This is a genomic window from Sphingobacterium prati, from assembly GCF_013167215.1.
Classification (GTDB): domain Bacteria; phylum Bacteroidota; class Bacteroidia; order Sphingobacteriales; family Sphingobacteriaceae; genus Sphingobacterium; species Sphingobacterium prati.
In genome coordinates this window covers 787,206-803,266 of the sequence record NZ_JABJWY010000034.1, presented here as the reverse complement: position 1 = coordinate 803,266, position 16,061 = coordinate 787,206, and the positions used below count along the sequence as shown (strand labels likewise).

The 16,061-nt window shown below is 41.7% G+C and carries 12 protein-coding genes; 9 read left to right on the top strand and 3 right to left on the bottom strand.

Annotated elements, in window-relative coordinates; genetic code table 11:
* Positions 1-159: 159 nt before the first annotated feature.
* A complete protein-coding gene (locus tag HPC41_RS13610; protein ID WP_172394532.1) occupies positions 160-2,373 on the top strand; it encodes a glycosyltransferase family 4 protein in 2,214 nt (737 codons plus the stop codon).
* Here the strand turns inward: HPC41_RS13610 and HPC41_RS13605 are convergent.
* Complete coding sequence (locus HPC41_RS13605; protein ID WP_246250643.1) at positions 2,345-3,844, bottom strand: glycoside hydrolase family 130 protein; 1,500 nt, start codon at positions 3,842-3,844, stop codon at positions 2,345-2,347. The two genes, HPC41_RS13610 and HPC41_RS13605, sit on opposite strands and share 29 nt — an antisense overlap.
* 113 nt (positions 3,845-3,957) lie before the next feature.
* Here HPC41_RS13605 and HPC41_RS13600 point away from each other — a divergent pair, with 113 nt between their 5' ends.
* The 6 genes from HPC41_RS13600 to HPC41_RS13575 all read left to right on the top strand — a co-directional run bounded on the left by HPC41_RS13600 (position 3,958) and on the right by HPC41_RS13575 (position 11,330).
* Positions 3,958-5,424, top strand: a complete 1,467-nt coding sequence (locus HPC41_RS13600; protein ID WP_172394531.1) for an aminoacyl-histidine dipeptidase — start codon at positions 3,958-3,960, stop codon at positions 5,422-5,424.
* Positions 5,425-5,879: 455 nt separating this feature from the next.
* Positions 5,880-7,208: a GntT/GntP/DsdX family permease gene (locus HPC41_RS13595; RefSeq protein ID WP_172394530.1), complete on the top strand. Its 1,329-nt coding sequence runs from the start codon at positions 5,880-5,882 to the stop codon at positions 7,206-7,208.
* 30 nt (positions 7,209-7,238) lie between these two features.
* Positions 7,239-7,706, top strand: coding sequence for a RidA family protein (locus tag HPC41_RS13590; RefSeq protein WP_246250640.1), 468 nt, complete (start codon positions 7,239-7,241; stop codon positions 7,704-7,706).
* 10 nt (positions 7,707-7,716) lie between these two features.
* Complete coding sequence (locus HPC41_RS13585; RefSeq protein ID WP_172394529.1) at positions 7,717-8,823, top strand: D-TA family PLP-dependent enzyme; 1,107 nt, start codon at positions 7,717-7,719, stop codon at positions 8,821-8,823.
* Between the two features lies 1 nt (position 8,824).
* Positions 8,825-9,916, top strand: a complete 1,092-nt coding sequence (locus tag HPC41_RS13580) for a dipeptidase (protein ID WP_246250639.1) — start codon at positions 8,825-8,827, stop codon at positions 9,914-9,916.
* 178 nt (positions 9,917-10,094) lie between these two features.
* Positions 10,095-11,330 (top strand): MFS transporter, encoded by a 1,236-nt coding sequence (locus HPC41_RS13575; protein WP_172394528.1) that lies wholly within the window; start codon positions 10,095-10,097, stop codon positions 11,328-11,330.
* 206 nt (positions 11,331-11,536) lie between these two features.
* Here HPC41_RS13575 and HPC41_RS13570 read toward each other — a convergent pair whose 3' ends face one another.
* Together HPC41_RS13570 and HPC41_RS13565 are read right to left on the bottom strand one after the other, a co-directional pair.
* Positions 11,537-11,881: a magnetosome magnetite crystal formation protein family gene (locus tag HPC41_RS13570; protein ID WP_172394527.1), complete on the bottom strand. Its 345-nt coding sequence runs from the start codon at positions 11,879-11,881 to the stop codon at positions 11,537-11,539.
* A gap of 118 nt (positions 11,882-11,999) precedes the next feature.
* Positions 12,000-13,781, bottom strand: coding sequence for an ABC transporter ATP-binding protein (locus HPC41_RS13565; protein WP_172394526.1), 1,782 nt, complete (start codon positions 13,779-13,781; stop codon positions 12,000-12,002).
* A gap of 181 nt (positions 13,782-13,962) precedes the next feature.
* Between HPC41_RS13565 and HPC41_RS13560 the strand changes: the two genes are divergently transcribed.
* Positions 13,963-15,042 (top strand): Glu/Leu/Phe/Val family dehydrogenase, encoded by a 1,080-nt coding sequence (locus tag HPC41_RS13560; RefSeq protein ID WP_172394525.1) that lies wholly within the window; start codon positions 13,963-13,965, stop codon positions 15,040-15,042.
* Between the two features lie 61 nt (positions 15,043-15,103).
* The gene (nusB, locus tag HPC41_RS13555; RefSeq protein WP_172394524.1) at positions 15,104-16,051 is read left to right on the top strand and encodes a transcription antitermination factor NusB; all 948 of its coding nucleotides are present in this window, start codon (positions 15,104-15,106) and stop codon (positions 16,049-16,051) included.
* Positions 16,052-16,061: the final 10 nt, after the last annotated feature.

Here is a 16,061-nt window from a genome sequence, read left to right as displayed (position 1 = left end):
TAGATAAAATAAGGGTAAACATATATTGGCGGAAGCTATTGATTTAAGATAATTAATTCAGTATTTACAAACAATTTGCTGATGAGAAGCATTTAGATAATGGACATACAGAATTCTTTTGCTATCACGAAAGGCTTTTATTCAAAATAAGTTTATATAATGAAAATCGCTTATATCAGTACCTACCTGCCCAAAGAATGTGGTATCGCTACGTTCACTTCGGATCTGTTACACGCAGTGGCACTACATAATCAGAATCTAACGCAACATGTTATTGCAGTTGCAGACCGACCTTACAATTATCCCCGTGAAGTCGTTTTTACCATTGATCAGCACCATCAGCTTTCTTACATCGAAGCCGCCAACTATATTAATAACAACGGTTATGATTGCGTTATCTTGGAGCATGAATATGGTATTTTCGGAGGAAATAGCGGTATGTACATCCTTTCACTCATTAACGCGCTTCATATTCCTTTATTGGTAAACTTCCATACTATTTTAGAAAAGCCAAATGTCGATGAAAAAGCGATCTTAATTGAAATAGTCAAACGTGCCTCAATTGTAGTAGTGATGAGTAATTATGCGATTACGCTGCTAAAATCTGTTTATCGGGTAAACACCACGAAAGTTAGGCTCATCCATCATGGTGTACCTGAATTTCACCTTACTCAGGAAGAGGCCAAAGCAGAAAAAGGGCTTTCAGGTAAAAAGGTTTTACTTACTTTCGGTTTTATAGGCCGAAATAAAGGAATAGAAACAGTGATCGAGTCGCTTGCCGAAGTTGTCAAGGGTGAACCTGATCTTCTTTACTTGATTGTTGGTAAGACACATCCTAATGTGCTTGCGCATTCTGGAGAGGAATACCGTGAGTATCTGAAGAGTTTAGTTGCTTCCTATCATTTAGATGAGCATGTACAATTTGTCAACTCTTTTGTAAGTCAGTCCGATCTTGTTACCTATTTATCGGCCTGTGATGTATATGTGACACCATACGTCAACGAGGCACAAATCACAAGTGGCACTTTATCATACGCAATTGGAGCGGGAGCAGCTGTTGTATCCACCCCTTATTGGCATGCAAAGGAGCTATTGGCTGAAGGTCGGGGAGTTTTGGTCGAATTCAAAAATCCGACTGTAATGGCAGCAACCTTGGCGGCGTTGTTTAGCAATCAAGAATACCGTACCACCTTGCGTGACAATGCCCGAGCCTTTGGTAAAGAAATAACCTGGAAAAATATTGGGCTTCGCTATACCCGGCTTTTAGACAAAGTAATTCCTTCACTTGACGGTTTTAAAGAAAGCGTGACTTTTTCAAAAGATGAAATGCCCAAATTCAGCTGGAAACATATTGACCGCTTGACCAATCAGGTCGGTATTTTGCAGCATGCGACATACTCATTACCTAATTACAAGGAGGGGTATTGTTTGGACGACAATGCACGAGCGTTGCTGGTAACCTTGTTGGCGGAGCGTGATTTTGCAGACAAAAAGCTCGATCGTCGGATTTCTACCTACCTGAGTTACATCTATTATCATCAGCGTGAGGATGGATTGTTTCACAACTTTATGAGTTTCCAACATAATTTTCTTGATGAAGTTGGATCAGAGGATTCATTTGGTAGGACGATGTGGGCGTTAGGTGTACTCCTTAGGGAAACAAAATTGACGAGTTATTACCAGATGGGACACGAGTTGTTTTTTCGATCTGTACCACATTTTAGCCAATTGCGGTCCAATCGGGCCATCGCTTATACAATACTGGGAATTGCCGAATATTTGCATCATCAATCCAATGATGAAGTTATGGTTGAGTTGATGCGTCAGCTAATTGGTAAGTTAATGAAAGAATATGAAGCAAGTGCGGCTGACGATTGGCAATGGTTTGAGCCGGTGTTAGCCTATGATAACGCAATTTTACCTTATGCTTTGCTTACCGCCTATCCCTTTCTCAATGACGAGTCCGTAAAGCATCTGGGATTATTGACCATGACATTCTTGGAAAGTATGACGATTCAAAATGGTGCACTCTCGCTGGTCGGAAACCAGGAATGGGCTAAAAAGGGAAAGCAGGTCAGTAAATTTGGTCAGCAACCGCTCGACGTCACAGCAATGGTGTTTATGTATCGTGAAGCTTTTCGCTTGACAAATAAAAAAGTTTATTTCGCCCGTATGATTGCATCCTTTCGTTGGTTTTTGGGCGAAAACGACTTAAAGTTGGGGTTATATGACGAGGAAACAAAAGGCTGTTGCGACGGCCTAGAATCTTATGGAATCAATAGAAACCAGGGCGCCGAAAGTACCCTTTGTTTTTATCTCGCCTATATCGTGGTTTACTGCGCTTTTATTGATAACGCTCAGGATTCAAAATAGCAAGCAATAGTTCTTCTAGATTAATGGTGGCATAGGTCGACGCATAATCTGACATGGCATACGGCAAAATGAGCGTGTCGTTATGGACTAAGGCACCACATGAGTAAATGACATTGGGGACATAGCCCTCACGTTCCTCGTCATTGGGGGTCATCAGGGGGCTGTGTAAACGTCCTATCTCCACATGGGGGTTATCCAGATCCAGCAGTGCTGCACCAAGGACATACTCGCGCATCGGGCCGACAGCATGTGTCAAAATCAACCAGCCATATTTTGTCTCTATTGGCGAACCACAGTTGCCTATTTGCACATATTCATAGGCGTATTCAGGCTGTTGGATCCGTATGGCCGTTTCTTGCCAGATATTGATGTTATTGGAATAAGCAATATAATTATTTTCGCCGTCAATGCGGCAAAGCATGGCATACCTTCCGTTGATCTTTCGGGGGAAGAGTGCAGCACCCTTATTGGCGATCTCTCCGTAGATCGGTTTTACTTTAAAATGGTAAAAGTCTTTTGTAGTCAAGAGCTTGGGCAGTATACTAAAACCATCATAAGCTGTATAGGTCGCATAATAGATAGTTTCTCCTTTTTCATCCTTAAATTGGACAAAGCGGGCATCTTCGATGCCTCTTTTTTCTGTATCCGCTATTGGGAAGATCACGCGTTCGGAAATGGAGGTGTCCAGGGAAAATGTCATTTCATAATGGGACGAGGCTAACCACAGTGCTTGTTGCAAAAAGGTGATGTTCTCCAAATTTTCTTCGCTGTCCTGTCTGACTTCGTCAATATAACGCTTGAGTTCTTCATAAGTAAAGGTTGCGGTTAATTTTTGCTCAAGTTTCATTTTGACTTCGGTAGGCTCAGCATGTAGCTCATTCATCTTTTTTAAAAATGATTCCTTATGATAACGATGATTTTTGACCTGAATAGGCTTATCCAACAAATTGCCGATATAATCTATATGAATATTATTGTTTACGTCAAGTGTTCCGGCACGAAATACAATCGAGGAAACATGACCTTCACCAGTGGCTCTGAAGCTGAGTATCACACGTTTCTCGCCCTTAAAAAGCTCAGTCTGATCTGGATGTTCGACAATGGAGGGATTGAAGAGTGCTGCCGACTCAATGGAATATTCCATGGTAAAATAAGAGCCAATCAATAGCTTGTCTAGTTGACTGAGCCTGTCTTTTGGAAAGGGGACTTTCTCCAATAAATGGCTCACACGTTCAAAATTACGCTCAAAAATATTCACAATACTGCGATGTCTTTTTGTGTAGCTACGGAGAACCTGACCAAAAACCTCTTTGCGTTCAGATTCGCTCAGCGCCAGGATACGCTTGAGTACTTTGATTGTTCGGTCGTCGCCAAGAAAGAAGAATCTTGCCAACACCCTTTTCTTGTCCGGTTTAAAATAAATGTCTTTTCGCTCTACTTTTACAGGTTTATGCATTGCTATGTTTTTCATGTATACACTCCTATAAGAACGATCAGCGACGGGATTTTGTTTTTACAAGCTTCGGATAATGGCAGGATATATTATAAAAATGGATTAACTTTGACGGGTACAAATTTTTAGATATGACTGAAAATAGTTTAGATAAATTAGAACCAAAAGCAATTTGGAGAAATTTCGCTGCATTGAATGCTGTTCCTAGGGCTTCAAAAAAAGAGGAACGTGTCATTACATTTATGGTAGATTTTGGGGAATCATTGGGTTTAGCGACCAGTGTGGATGAAATTGGCAATGTGTTGATCAAGAAACCCGCAAGTTTGGGAATGGAAGATCGTAAAACCATCGTATTGCAATCGCATTTGGATATGGTTCACCAGAAGAATAATGACACTGTTTTTGATTTCGATAACGAAGGTATTAAAATGTATGTCGATGGGGATTGGGTAAAAGCTGTAGGAACTACGTTGGGTGCAGATAATGGTCTGGGCGTTGCCACAATCATGTCTATTTTGGAATCAGCAGAAATCGTTCATCCGGCTATTGAAGCTTTGTTTACCATTGATGAGGAAACTGGAATGACTGGAGCATTGGGATTAAAAGGTGGCGTTCTGTCAGGTGAGATCTTATTGAATCTGGATACTGAAAATGATCATGAGATTGACATCGGTTGTGCGGGCGGTATTGATGTTACTGCAACACGATCTTATATCACCGAGGCCCGTCCGTCAGATACCGTATCGTTTGAGCTTACCGTAAAAGGCTTGCATGGAGGACATTCAGGCATGGATATTCATAAGGGCTATGCCAATGCCAATAAGGTGATGAACCGGTTGTTATTTAAGGCAAATGAACGCTATGGATTACGTATCGCCTCCTTATTGGGAGGAAGCCTTCGCAATGCGATCCCGCGGGAAAGTGTAGCCAACGTAGTCGTTGATAAAGATAAATCGGCAGTTTTCGTCGAGGAACTCACACAATTGGCTCAGGCCATCAAATTTGAGTTTGCCACCACTGAACCCGCTATGGAGATCGTGGTTGAACCGAGTGATGTTGCCCATGCGGAAGTTATTCCTGTTCAAGTGCAGGAGAATTTAATCCATTCTATTTACGCGGCTTTGAACGGTGTTTACCGTGTGAGTGCTGATTTTGAGGATCTGGTTGAAACTTCCAACAATATCGCTAAAGTTGAGGTAGGGGACGGGCAGATTGCGATTAAATGTTTAACCAGATCTTCGGTCGAAACGTCCAAGTTTGACCTGGCGTATTCTTTGCAGGCAGCCTTTGAATTAGGTGGTTTTGAAGTGGAGTTCTCTGGTAATTATCCGGGATGGGCGCCCAATCCAAATTCTGAAATTTTAGAAGTGCTTAAATCCATTTATACGAAACAACATGGCGAAGCTCCGGAAGTTGTAGCCTGTCATGCCGGATTGGAATGCGGTATATTGGGAACCAACTATCCAGGTATGGACATGATTTCCTTTGGACCAACGATATTGGGGGCGCACTCGCCAGCAGAACGTGCTTCTATATCTTCTGTTCAAAAATACTGGAATTTCGTCCTCGAAATCTTAAAGGAAATTCCGCGCAAATAAGGTTGTTATCCCTTGCTGCTTAGTAGCTTAAATCACAGGATAATAAACGAAGGGTTGTCTAAAATATGAAGTGAATTCCACAGGTCTTCGACCAAATGGGGAGACAGCTCATATTTAGACAACCCTATTCTTAAAATATGCCCAATCTTTGTTGTCCTTTATCCTTGTAGCCTTTAAAACGGCTGCACCTTCTTGTACTCAAATTAGTTTTCAAGTATCATCTTTGGATACCTCTTTTTTAAACGGAGTGACTCCATACGAGCTGAATCTTCGATGCTAAAGTTAGGTTCAATAGCTGCTCTAATTTTGCTTTACCAAGCAGCGATATGCGTATTATATTTCAATTTTACTTGCATAAATTGGAAAATAATTGTACTTTCAGAATGAAAAATGATTTACTAGACCAAAATTTTATTACGCCTCTCTTTTGATGGCTCGGACCTAATAATGATATAATGACCATAATCCTCATTGTAATCAGCATTTGTTTGCTTATCCTATGCATTACTTATTTTAAGATAAATGCGTTTCTTTCCTTTTTATTGGTTTCTATTCTCAGCGGTTTGTGTTTGGGGATTGCGCCCGACCAACTGGTTGGTACTGTTGAAAAAGGGATTGCGGGGGTGATGGGCAGCCTGACACTGATTATTGTGCTTGGCGCAATGTTGGGGAAGATTGTTGCTGAAAGTGGCGCTGCGGAAATCATTGCTGTACAGATGGTCCGTCTAATGGGGGAGAAATACTTGCAATGGGGCTTGATGTTGACAGGTTTTGTGGTGGGGATTCCGTTGTTCTATGGTATTGGTTTTGTCCTATTGGTACCCTTAATTTTTTCGATCTCCTATCGTTATAAGTTGCCTGCTGTGTATATCGGTTTACCCATGTTGGCCGCATTGTCGGTAACACACGGGTTTATTCCGCCTCATCCTTCTCCTGTTGCACTAGTGGCATTATTTCATGCAGACCTGGGACTGACACTGATTTATGGTCTTTTGATTGCTATTCCAGCGATTGTATTAGGTGGACCAATCTTTGGCCGTCGGCTGAAAAACATGCTCCCCAGTCAGGAATCTATATTTCGGCTGGAGAAAACTGCTGAGCAGCCGGACTATAAACGGCCTACTGTTGGTACAAGTATGGTGGTGGCACTACTTCCCGTTCTGCTGATTATCTTATTTACACTCATACCCTATCTATACCCTACAGAGGGTGGGACAGTACAACGTTGGTTGAAATTTATAGGTAGCCCAACAGTTGTGATGGCCATTGCTATTGTTGTGGCGACCTATTTGTTGGGATTGAGACTTGGTCGTTCCATGGTGCATGTAATGTCAATCTATGAATCCGCAGTCCGCGATATCGCGATGATCTTGCTGATTATTGCCGGATCAGGTGTGTTCAAACAAGTAATGGAAGATAGTGGTGTGAGCCTATTGCTTGCCAATACCCTACAGCAACTTCCTATTTCGCCTTTATTGTTAGCTTGGTTAATTACTGCGGTCATTAGAGGCTGCGTCGGGTCCTCGACAGTTGCTGCGCTGACGGCAGCAGGTGTTCTGTTACCTATCGTAACAGCAGGTAAGGTAGATCCCAATCTAATGGTGCTGGCAATTGGGGCAGGAAGTCTTATGTTATCCCACGTCAACGACGCTGGCTTTTGGCTATTCAAGGAATATTTTGGCTTGAGTGTTAAGAATACGTTATTTTCCTGGTCGGTCATGGAAGCGATCGTTTCCATTGTCGGGCTTGTAGCTGTTTTGCTATTGCAAATAATTTTATATTAGCTCTTATATTTTTAAACTTTAAAATCATTGATGATGTACAACGCAGACGAACAATTTGAAAAATTAGGTTTGGCATTACCGCCAGCGCCGGCACCTAAAGGTGTATATAAACCATATGTGATTGATGGCAAGTATCTTTATCTTTCTGGGCATGGACCGGTACAGGATGATGCTTCACTCATTATAGGAAGGATTGGTAGTGATATCAGCCCTGAGGATGGAAAACTTGCGGCCAGACAGGTCGGTTTGACGATGCTATCGACGATTAAAACTAATTTAGGTTCATTAAATAAAATTAAGCGGGTCATTAAGGTATTGGGTATGGTCAACTGTACAGCCGATTTTCTATATCATCCTGGCGTGATCAATGGTTGCAGTGAGTTGTTTGCTGCGGTCTGGGGTGAGGAAAACGGAATCGGTACACGTAGCGCTGTAGGTTTCGGCTCTTTACCGGATAATATTCCTGTTGAGATCGAAGCACTATTCGAATTGCATTAACCAGTGGAGCATGGAAACTTGGTATCGGGTACAGAATGTTGATCAGGTAGATTCACCGGCACTGCTGGTGTATCCTGATCGTATTGTTCGGAATATTGATCGCGCACTGAAGTTTGTGCAAGGGGACGTAAATCGTTTACGGCCCCATATCAAAACTAACAAATGTAAAGAAGTCTGCCAACTGTTGCTGGAAAAGGGGATTAACAAATTCAAATGTGCCACCATTGCTGAGGCCGAACTGCTTGGTACGGTAGGAGCAAAGGATGTTTTGTTGGCCTATCAGCCGGTGGGGCCAAAGATTGATCGTTTGTTGCGCTTGATCGATGCATTTCCCAATACACACTACGCCTGCCTGGTAGACAATGCTGATTCTGCAAATCAGCTGTCAATACGAGGGCTAGAAAGAGGCAAACCTATCGCTATATATATTGATGTAAACATTGGTATGGGGCGTACGGGGGCTTCTATTGCGCAAATGGAACGTCTTGTGTTAGCTATTCAGTTGTTGGATGGTATTCATTTGCTGGGTGTGCACGGCTATGATGGACATATTCATGATAAAGACTACACAATACGCCAACAACAAAGTCTGCAGGCTTACAGTGTGCTCGACATGGCTTACCTGATGGCACAAGGCTCTATTGCTACGCCCTTAACAAAAGTGATCGGGGGATCGCCAAGTTTTCCGTTCCATGCAGGACGTCATGATGTGGAATGTAGCCCGGGCACCTTTGTGTTTTGGGATTTTGGTTACGCCGAAAATTATGCCGAACAGGAATTTCTAATAGCCGCTGTATTGCTCACACGTGTTGTTTCCATCGTCAATCACAGATATTTGTGCTTAGATCTTGGCTACAAATCCGTTGCAAGCGAGTCACTACAGCCACGAGTCAGATTTTTTGACCAGCGGATCGGAGAGATCAAAATGCAGAGTGAGGAGCATCTAGTCGTGGAAGTGCGCGATAGTGCCGATTTTAAGATTGGCGATGAGCTATATTGTGTGCCACGGCACATCTGTCCTACAGTCGCTTGTTACGACGAGTTACAGGTCGTAGAGAAGGGCACTGCTGAACAGGTTTGGAAGGTATTTGCGCGAAGTAAAAAGATAAATTATTGATATGTATGAATTTGAAATGCCCTTGGTGGTAGATGCACACTTAGACCTGAGCATGAACGCCATGGAATGGAACCGCGATCTTCGGCTCCCCATTCAGGAATTAAACCGGAGGGAGCAGGGGATGAACGATAAACCCGACCGGGCAAAGGCTACGGTTACTTTTGAAGAACTACGCAAAGGGAACATCGGTATAGTCGTCGCAACACAGATTGCACGTTTTGTGCGCCCCGATAGCACATTGCCGGGCTGGTACTCAGCAGAGCAGGCTTGGGCGCAAACACAAGGGCAACTGGCTTGGTATAAAGCCATGGAAGCAGATGGGCACCTGAAAATGATCAAGACAAAGTCTGATTTGGATCAGCATATAGCGTTGTGGTCTGACGGAACGGATCAGACTCCTAAGCCGATTGGTTATCTACTGAGTTTGGAAGGAGCTGATTCTTTGGTGGATATTAGCTATGTGGAAAAGGCTTATAATTACGGTTTGCGTGCAATTGGTCCGGCACATTACGGCCCGGGGAGATATGCTAACGGGACCGATTCTTCCGGCAGACTTAACGCGCATGGCCTCCAGTTACTGCACGAAATGGAGCGGTTGGGTATGATCCTTGATGCTACGCACCTCAATGATGATGCGTTTTGGGATGTGATAGAGCGATATCATGGACCAATCTGGGCCAGTCACAACAACTGCCGCAAATTTGTTGATCACAATCGGCAGTTTAGCGACGAGATGATCAAAGCCTTAGTGCAGAAGGAGGCTGTTATTGGCATTGCCCTGGATGCTTGGATGATGGTGCCCAACTGGGTGCGGGGTATTTCTGATCCCAGATCCAGCAATTGCTCTATGGAAATTATGGCCGATAACATTGACCATATCTGTCAATTGGCGGGAAATGTAAATCATGTAGGTGTAGGGAGTGATCTGGATGGCGCCTTTGGTCGTGAACAATGTCCTTATGACCTGGAGACCATCGCTGATATCCAAAAGGTTTTCGGACTATTGAAGCAACGTGGCTACAGCAATGCTGATCTTGCAAAAATTGCCAGCCAGAACTGGTTGAATTTTATGCGGAATGCCTTGCCGGAGTGATGACAACAGGATTACCTCGAATGCATGTGGCCCTCCGCTCAAGAGCTTCAGGGTGACATCATGAGTACAGATCATATGGAATATGGTAAGCAGATCGTTACACGGAGGCATGCTTCCCTGATAGATAGGTGTGCTAAATAAATGATATATTCGTAAACAGAAACAATTCTAAACCGTTATGACACTTACTTTACGACTCCAATTGTCCCTGATGATGTTTTTGGAGTATTTTATTAAAGGAGCTTGGTTTGTTACACTGGGTACCTACCTGATAAAATCCCTGAATGCCTCCGGAATGGAAGTTGCCAATATATTTTCTACCCAGTCCCTAGGTGCGGTTTTCGCGCCTTTCTTTGTTGGTTTTGTGGCAGACCGCTATTTTAATGCAGAGCGGGTACTCTCGGTTTTACATCTCATAGGCGCTGCATTGCTTTATGGAATGTCCCAAGCACCTGATGCCGGTCATTTTTACCCCTATGTTTTTATTTACTTCATGGCTTATATGTCGTCGCTGTCCCTTTCCAATGGTATTGCTTTCCGGCATATAGGGGACGCCAAAAGATATTTTCCCGGGATACGTGTTTGGGGAACGGTCGGGTGGATTTGTTCGGGGCTCGTGATCAGCTATTTATTCCGCTGGGATAGTCCTGAAGCAATTACTCAGGGCGCTTTGCACAATACCTTTATTATGGGCGCTGTGTGTTCTGTCTTTTTAGCGTTGTTTAGCTTGTTTCTTCCAAAGACTACACCACACATACATGTAAAAGGCGAAAAATTTGATTTTGGAAAAGCCATTGGCTTAGATGCCCTGGGGCTGTTAAAACAAAAGAGTTTCCTCATATTTTTTGTTACCGCAATTGTGATCTGTATACCCATTTCGTTCTATTATCAAAATGCCAACCCTTTTTTGGTCAATGTCGGTATGGCAAATCCAACCGCAAAAATGGCATTGGGACAGTTTTCAGAAGCGATCTGTTTGCTGTTGATTCCATTTTTCTTTAGACGTTTAGGCTATAAGAAAATGATTTTAATGGGCATTGCCGCATGGGGATTGCGGTATCTGTTCTTTGCTTTTGGAAATGGACAGGAAAAAGCGTTTCTGCTTATTTTAGGTATTGTCCTGCACGGAATTTGCTATGATTTTATGTTTGTCGTCGGGCAGATTTATACCGATCGTATTGCAGGAGAAAAATATAAGGCCTCGGCCCAGGGCCTGATTACGATTGCCATGTATGGCGTGGGAATGCTGATTGGATTTTGGGTGGCTGGCGCGGTGTCAGATTATCTCAAGGCAGGCTATGCGGACCAATTTTGGGAGTACCTATGGTTTATACCGGCAGGGATTTCATTTTTCTGTCTGCTCCTGTTCGCTATTTTTTTCAAAGAGGAAAAGCCGGAACAGCTGCCAGTATAATCCCGAGATAGCAAAAGTAAAAGCTTTATGGAAAGTAGAGGGGATCTGCTTAGCTTAACCTATTTTTGGATACGGCCTTAAGGTGCTTGCCAGGAAGATAATTAGAATGGGTACATCCAAACACGAAAGAGAACGCTAAAAGCTCTTAATTTTAACTTTTAGCATCCTCTTTAGTTTTTGCAACATTATTTTTTATAGGTAACGGATTAAATCATATTAAACCATTGCTGATATTTTTCACCAATAAAAGGAAGTGCTTTTTTTTCGCCCGAGAATGCCGCAATTAAACCTAATATAAGAGCGATAAGCAAGATTATTCCAACAATATTCATCATTAATCCACCTATGCCGGGGATGAAGCGCAATAAGCCCAGTGCCAATCCTGTGACCATAATACCTACACTCTGTCTGATGTGGAACTGACCTAACGCGGTCTTTTCCTTATTGTTCATGATGATGGCCGCAATTAGACCAATTAATGTTAAATAAGAAATGATAGCAACGGTCTTGCCGTCGTTTGATGATGTGCCCTGCACTTGGTTTCTCTCCATGATACTTATACGATAAAATGTGTGATATAAATGTATAAGGCAAATTTAGAAGAGATAATCCCTGTTTTCTTTAGCTGAATTCAGGGATATTTAATTTTATACCCTTTTTATTGTCATTTCATCCTTCCACGCTTTCCAGCAATTGTTTTTCATGGAGTTCAAAATATTCGCCTCTTTTCTCCATTAATTCAAGGTGTGTACCCTGTTCGACAATTTCACCTTGATCCATAACAAGGATGTGGTCCGCGTTTTTTATGGTCGAAATCCGATGGGCAATAAAGATACAGGTTTTGCCTTTCATGATACGGCTCAACGAGCGTAAGATTGTTTCTTCTGTTTTGGTATCTACAGCTGATAGACAGTCATCAAAGATCAATACGTTTGGTTCTTTTACTAATGCCCGGGCGATGGATACACGTTGTTTTTGACCGCCCGAAAGTGTGATGCCACGCTCGCCAACAGCCGTTTCAAACCCTTCATTAAAAGCGATAATATTGTCGTACACAGCAGCGTCTCTCGCGGCCTGCTCGATCTGCTGCTGCGTGAAGCGATCCAGTCCGAAACCGATGTTATTGGCAATCGTATCTGAAAATAAGAATACATCCTGTGGAACGAAGCCAATTTGTTGGCGAAGATTTTTGAAGTTAAGCTCCTTTAAGGCAACACCATCGTATTGGATATTACCGCTGTCGATATCATACATGCGCAGCAGCAGATTGGCCAAGGTAGATTTCCCCGAACCAGTTTTTCCAATAATCGCCAGTGTCTTGCCGATAGGCACCTGGAAAGATATATTTTTAATGGCCTGTATACCTGTTTCTGGGTAAGTGAACGATATATTTTCCACCTTGATCTCTCCGGCGATTTCTTTGTCTATTTGACCATTGATGATCGGCGATTGTGTTTCTAAAAACTCATTGATCCGTTTTTGTGATGCGGCTGCACGTTGTACCAGCGAAGTCACCCATGCTAAAGACATGGCCGGAAAAGTCAATTGATTGACATAGATAATAAATTCGGCAATATTTCCGGCAGTAACTGTTCCTTTGGCAACTTCAATTCCACCGATATAGATCGTAATGACAGTACTCAGACCAATCAGCAACAAAATAAGCGGAAAGAAGACGGCTTGTACCTTCACCAGATCCAATGCGGTGTTGCGGTAAATGGTACTTTCCTTTTCAAATGCTTCCATTTTGTTCTGCTCCCGGGTATATGTCTTGATTACACGGATGCCAGCAAAGGTTTCCTGGACAAAGGAAGAGAGGTTTGCAAGCTGCTTTTGTATTTTTAAGCTGCGTTTATTGATAATTTTATTGACAAAAAGGATGATAATTGATAAGACTGGGATAGGAGCCAATGCGTAGGTCGCTAGTCTTCCATTGACACTATACATGGCATAGATAACCATAATGGACAGGACTATCGTATTAATGGCATACATAATCGCAGGTCCAAGATAATTTCGCACCTGGTTGACATCCTCCGTTGCACGGCTCATTAGGTCGCCCGTATTGTTTTTCCGAAAAAAACCGAAATTCAATTCCTGATAATGATTGTAAATTTCATTTTTAAGGTCATACTCGATATAGCGGGAAGTCAGAATAATTGTCTGGCGCATAAAGAATAGGAAAATTCCGCGCAACAGTGAAAGCAGTAATACGACAAACCCGAAGAACAATAAGCTCGTGCCAAATACCTTGTAAATCAGCTCTTGTCTGTCAAAGCCGTCGAAAAGACGGTAGAGATAAATGTTTTCCTGTACAAGGTCAAAGGCTTCGCGAATGACTTTAGCTGGGAGTACCCCAAAGTAATTGGAAACGATAACAAAAATAACCCCTGGAACGAGTTTCCAACGGTATTTATAAAAGTACTTATTTAAGTAGGCGAGATCCTTCATATTATGGATACAAAAATAGAACTAATTCAGCAAAATGCTTTTATATTTCGATGAAATTACTGTCATTCGGAAATCAAATGTTAAGTCTTGGATAAAAAAAGATATTATGCACAACGAATAATTTTCCTACTTTTGCAACAAGTACCTTAAAAAATTAAAACAAATTAGAGTAGTACATTTTATGTCAACATCTCAAAATTCTATTTTTGAATTGATGAGCCAGTCTGGTCATCAAAACTTATTTTTCTGTAATGATGAATTAGTGGGCTTAAAAGCTATTGTTGCGATCCACGACACCACTTTGGGGCCGGCAATAGGAGGGGTTCGTATGTTACCATACGAAACGACAGAAGAAGCTATTGAGGATGCTTTACGTTTATCCAAGGCTATTACCTATAAATCTGCCATTACTGGATTAAATTTGGGTGGCGGAAGTGCCGTTATTATCGGAAATAGCCGTTTGGACAAATCTGAGGTTTTATTGCGTCGTTTGGGCCAGTTTATTGAAGGATTGAATGGTAACTTTATTGCTTCATTGGACGTAGGAACTACACAACGTGATTTAGAATATATTTATACAGAGACAGAACATGTTGCTGGTTTGCCCAAAGCGATTCATGGCAGTGGGGTTGGAGATACATCAATTTTTGCAGCCCAAGGTGTCTATTTCGGTATTAAAGCCTGTTTGAAGGAGTTGTATGGATCGGAGAGTGTAGCAGGTAAAAAAGTTATTGTACACGGGGTAGGTAGTGTCGGAGAGCGATTGATCGCTATGTTACGTGAGGAAAATGCACGTGTATATGTGAGCGACATCACAGAAGAGAAAATGCTTAAGGTGGCAGCGAAATACAAAGCTGAGCCGATCCCATACAATGAAGTATTCGATCATGAGTTTGATGTCTATTCTCCTTGTGCATTGGGCGGTACGGTAAACCCCGAATCGGCGCAAAAAATGCAATGTAAAATTATTGCAGGCTCGGCAAATAACCAATTGAAAGATGAAGTAATGACAAGTACCATCCTTCACGAAAGAGGTATATTATATGCGCCGGACTATTTGATCAATGCAGGGGCATTGATTAGTTGTTATTCAGAAATTCAGAATTATGGGGTAGATCACACAGAATTTGTGATCAAAAATATATATAATGCGACTAGAGACGTATTGAAAAAATCAAAAGAAGAGAATATCTCTACTTTTGAAGCGGCCAATCGCATAGCGGAGAAACGTATCCAAGATATTAAAAAAATCAAAAGATAGTCTTCTTTCCAAAATCGTTCTTATTTATTAGTTTATAAAAAAATCGTTCTTTAAAATTACTATGTTAAACAGGAGACACCTGAGGGTAAAAGTAGTGCAAACGCTTTATGCGTACAGTCTTACAGAAGACAAAGACATCAAAACATTTGAAAAAGCACTATTAAAAAATGTGGATGAGGTCTACGAGATGTATATCTGGACACTGAATCTATTGGATGAGGTATCCGATTATGTATTGATAGACGCAGAAGGCAGAGCCAACAAATTTTTGCCAACTGAAAAAGACTTGTCTTTAACGACCAAGTTAAGTACAAATACTTTTATTGAGTCATTAAGACAAAATCCGCAATATGCTGAGGGAGTCAAAAAATATAAAATTTCATGGAGCTTTGATCCGGAAATCGTGCGTACAGTATTTTTGCAATTGAAGGATTCTGAAGCATATTTGGAATATTTACAGCAAGAAGATCGTTCGATTGGTACGGAAAAGGATATCATTAAACATATCTTTAAAAAGATCATTCTGAAATCACCTGTTATTGAGCAGGTTTTTGAGGAGAAATTTATCAACTGGCCAGTAGATAAGGAAGTGTTACAGGCATTGATCGCAAAGACTTTTAAGAACTTCAGTTCAGAAGATCCGCGTAAAAATAAACTTGCTGAAATAACCCAAAACTGGAATGACGATAGTGATTATGTGATCGCGTTGTTGGGCAAGACAATTCGCAATACAAATGAATATCAGAAGCTAATTTCTGATAAAACAAAAAACTGGGAATCAGATCGTATTGCTTTGATGGATACTTTATTGATGCGATTGGCAATATGCGAATTGGTTAATTTTCCATCGATTCCTGTGAAAGTGACAATAAATGAGTATATTGAAATCTCTAAGGTATTCAGTACATTAAAAAGTAATACATTTATTAATGGTATCTTAGATAAAATATTAAGCGATCTGAACCAACAAGGAAGAATCCAGAAGGCAGGTCGAGGTTTAAGGGATTAAAGAGCAATAA

Bases quoted from the DNA above. Each gene is read 5' to 3' on its own strand.
- HPC41_RS13610 (WP_172394532.1), top strand. From the start codon at position 160: ATGAAAATCGCTTATATCAGTACCTACCTGCCCAAAGAATGTGGTATC.
- HPC41_RS13605 (WP_246250643.1), bottom strand. From the start codon at position 3,844: ATGAAAAACATAGCAATGCATAAACCTGTAAAAGTAGAGCGAAAAGAC.
- HPC41_RS13600 (WP_172394531.1), top strand. From the start codon at position 3,958: ATGACTGAAAATAGTTTAGATAAATTAGAACCAAAAGCAATTTGGAGA.
- HPC41_RS13595 (WP_172394530.1), top strand. From the start codon at position 5,880: ATGACCATAATCCTCATTGTAATCAGCATTTGTTTGCTTATCCTATGC.
- HPC41_RS13590 (WP_246250640.1), top strand. From the start codon at position 7,239: ATGATGTACAACGCAGACGAACAATTTGAAAAATTAGGTTTGGCATTA.
- HPC41_RS13585 (WP_172394529.1), top strand. From the start codon at position 7,717: ATGGAAACTTGGTATCGGGTACAGAATGTTGATCAGGTAGATTCACCG.
- HPC41_RS13580 (WP_246250639.1), top strand. From the start codon at position 8,825: ATGTATGAATTTGAAATGCCCTTGGTGGTAGATGCACACTTAGACCTG.
- HPC41_RS13575 (WP_172394528.1), top strand. From the start codon at position 10,095: ATGACACTTACTTTACGACTCCAATTGTCCCTGATGATGTTTTTGGAG.
- HPC41_RS13570 (WP_172394527.1), bottom strand. From the start codon at position 11,881: ATGGAGAGAAACCAAGTGCAGGGCACATCATCAAACGACGGCAAGACC.
- HPC41_RS13565 (WP_172394526.1), bottom strand. From the start codon at position 13,781: ATGAAGGATCTCGCCTACTTAAATAAGTACTTTTATAAATACCGTTGG.
- HPC41_RS13560 (WP_172394525.1), top strand. From the start codon at position 13,963: ATGTCAACATCTCAAAATTCTATTTTTGAATTGATGAGCCAGTCTGGT.
- nusB (WP_172394524.1), top strand. From the start codon at position 15,104: ATGTTAAACAGGAGACACCTGAGGGTAAAAGTAGTGCAAACGCTTTAT.